At 57.2% G+C, this 3,249-nt stretch carries 2 protein-coding genes; one reads left to right on the top strand and one right to left on the bottom strand.

The window, feature by feature from the left end:
• Window positions 1–1,002: DNA topoisomerase (locus AC5LBQ_RS09470; protein ID WP_493265319.1), on the bottom strand; the 1,002-nt coding region annotated here is incomplete at its 3' end.
• 420 nt (window positions 1,003–1,422) lie between these two features.
• Here AC5LBQ_RS09470 and AC5LBQ_RS09465 point away from each other — a divergent pair.
• Entirely contained in the window at window positions 1,423–3,180 is a 1,758-nt protein-coding gene (locus tag AC5LBQ_RS09465) for a CAP domain-containing protein (RefSeq protein ID WP_297345672.1), read from the top strand.
• The last annotated feature ends 69 nt before the right edge of the window (window positions 3,181–3,249 follow it).

Genomic DNA, 3,249 nt, shown 5'->3' with positions numbered 1-3,249 from the left:
GACCGAGTCGGTACGCATATAGGTGATGTAGCCGTTTTCGTACAGAGACTGTGCCACGCGCATCGTGTCTCGCGAGTTCAACCGTAGTTTCCGGGACGCTTCTTGCTGCAGGGAGGACGTCGTGAACGGGGCGGGGGGACGGCGCCGATAAGGCTTGGAGTCTACGTCGTCGACCGACCAGGTCGCGCCTGTGCTGATGGCGTCAGCCAGCTTTCGTGCCGTGGCGCCATCCAGCGCAAACACCCCGGCCTTTTGTGCCGCGGACTTGAGCTTTCCGTGCTCGTCAAAGTCTTTTCCGGTCGCAATGCGTTTGCCATCCACCTCCCGCAAGGTGGCGGAGAACTCGGTGCCGTCCGCCTCGGGAGTCAGCCACGCCACCAAATCCCAGTATTCAGCAGAGGTAAAACTCATCCTGTCGCGTTCCCGGTCGACGACCATCCGGGTCGCCACCGACTGCACCCGTCCTGCTGACAAGCCGGTACGAATCTTGCGCCACAGCAGGGGGGAGACTTCGTATCCGACCAGGCGGTCGAGGATACGGCGAGTCTCTTGGGCATTGACCAGGTCGGTGTCTAGCTCGCGGGGGTGGTTCAGGGCGTGGTTGATAGCGTCCCTAGTAATCTCGTGAAACACCATGCGTTTCACGGGGACTTTCGGTTTCAGCACCTCCAGCAGGTGCCAGGCAATAGCCTCCCCCTCGCGGTCCTCATCAGTGGCCAGCAAGAGTTCGTCAGCATCTTTCAGCCGGGCTTTCAGCTCGCTAACTTTCTTTTTCTTATCCCCGTCAACCACGTAATACGGCTCGAAGTCGTGATCCAAGTCAACCGCGAACTTCGCGTAGCCGGTCTTTTTCAACGCGGCGGGAAGATCAGAGGGCTGCGCGAGGTCACGAATGTGACCCACCGATGCCTCCACGTCGAAGTCGTCGCCAAGAAACCTCCCAATGGTTCGGGCTTTCGCCGGGGACTCGACAATCACGAGTTTTTGGTTTGCTTCAGCCACTAAGTCTTACTCCTTTTAAATGCGCAAAAAATGAGTTTACCTTCTGAAAGATACCTCGAATTCCCCGATTGGGTAAAATTCAGGGGTTTTCCGGGGGGCTTTGTCACCATCGAAATTGTCAGGTCTAATCGCCCTTTCTGCTTGTGATTTATATCACACAAGCCTTACCGGCACCACGTACATCCGACCTTTTGCACTCCCACTCAGCGCAAAGACCAAGGGTAGACCCCCTGCCGGAGGAAAAGCGGACCCAACTCCCTTTCGCTGGTCTCGCCTGCAAGAAGTCGCGATATATAATTCTCATTCACGACTCATGAAGGTCGATACGATTAAAGAGGGAAAGTGCGCCCAATTCATCTGGTCTTTGTCAGATTGGAAGGAGGCCGGGGCGTTGCCGTTTTGCGAGGGGAGGGCTGAACGATGCGCCGTGCGTTAGACACTAAACTGACGCCAGCACTGGCATTCGTCTCCATCGTCGGTATCCTCGTGGCATGTGTGCTGGAAGTTCCCGCTAGCGGGCATGGCAGCAAATTCGGTGCGGCAAAAACCCCCGACCGAGTCCACTCCGCCGAACTGCACCAGCCGGCGCCACCGGACGACAACTTTATCGACACGACTTCTAAATCTGAAGTTCGCCGTGCCTACCTGGCACATTACGAAAAAAACATGATTCGTCCCGCCATGAGTGTCGGGGTGGACCTGGAAAAATGCGACCCCGGTCAAGCCGTAACGGACGGGATTCTTCCCATTATGGAGGCCTGGAATTTTATGCGCGGGCTCAACGGTTTGAACGCGGTGACGCTGGACACCTCCGGGGCTATCGCTCCCTACACTCAAGCCGCCGCAATGGTCAGCGCCCGCAACGGTAAACTGTCGCACTATCCGGCGGTAGAGGGGTTTGCTTGTGCTACCGATGATGCGGTGCGCGGGGCGAGGCATTCCAACCTCGCCCAATCTATCTCACAAACTTCGGCGGAAACTGCCCTGTGGTATTACATGGATTATTCCAACCAATCCAACCCCACTAATGACCAGCTCGGACACCGCCTGTTTATGATGGATCCGCAGTTGTCCCTGTCTTCTATCGGAGCCGTGGCAGGCTATACCGCTATCTCGGTTCGTACCGGCGAACCCTATCCGGGGTTGCCCGCCGAAGCCATGCATAATCCCCAAGCCCCTTCCCCAGAATGGATGAGCTGGCCCTCCGCCGGGTTCTTTCCCAAACAATTGTTGACCTCGGTAGGGGAAACCAACTCGGGGATGGACTTGGAACGTTGGAGCTTTTCGGTGCTGAACGCGGACCTCTCCACCGCGAAAGCCACCATTATTGACCCGACCGGACACCCGGTTCCTCTCACCACCATTCACCCTGGTGAGCGGGGGATTACGTTCACGCCCCGCGCCATTGCGGACTATTCCACCCTGCTGATGAAGTTCCCCACGATTGAACGAAAGCCGGTGGGCCAGGAAAACCTGGTGTACAAAGTCAAGATTGAGGGGGTGAAAAACGCCCCGAAGAGCACCTACGAATATCAGGTGGCGCTGTTCGACCCGCTGACCCCCTTGGAGAAAACCGCCCCTCAAATTCGGCTGATGGAACAGCCTCTGACCGGGGTGGGATACAAGCTGGTCAACCCCATCCGAATGCAAGTTTCGGCTTGGCCGGTGCCGAAATATCAGTGGCAGGAACGCGATCATGCCGGAACCTGGAGGGACATCCCCGGAGCAAACCAGGAAACTTACACCCCCGATGGAATCTGGTCCTGGGACCGGTCGAAGAACACCGAATACCGCCTGATAGCGATTTCTTCTGAAGGTACCGCCACTTCTGAACCGGTGCGGGTGGCGGTTCAGGGTCTAAAGAATATGCCGTCCAGCGCAAAAGTCCCGGTGGGGTCGCGCGTCTCGTTTGAGGCAGCACCTATTATGGACCCTGACGGCTCCCTGTTCGACACGACCTATGAGTGGCAGGTGAAACGCGCCGGAATCTGGCAGCGGATCTTCGACGACGGGCATTTTGAGGACACCGACACCAACCGCCTGTCCATCAGCCGGGTCACTTTGGCCGATCAAGGCTTGCAGTTCCGTTTGGTGGTTCGTTCCAAGATTTTCAAACTGTCTGGCTATGACGTGGTCGTTTCCTGGTCGGACGGCAACGCCAAACTCACGGTTTATTAGGGCCACGTCTGTGCTGTGCCCGGCCCGAGGTTTAGGCTTTCTGGCAAACTATTGGCATACAAAGGCGGG

It is taken from the genome of Mobiluncus sp. (assembly GCF_985070215.1).
This window is presented reverse-complemented; position numbering and strand designations above follow the sequence as displayed.

What these genes read in the sequence shown, in the direction of transcription:
- AC5LBQ_RS09465 (WP_297345672.1), top strand. Translation starts at nt 1,423, where the DNA reads ATGCGCCGTGCGTTAGACACTAAACTGACGCCAGCACTGGCATTCGTC.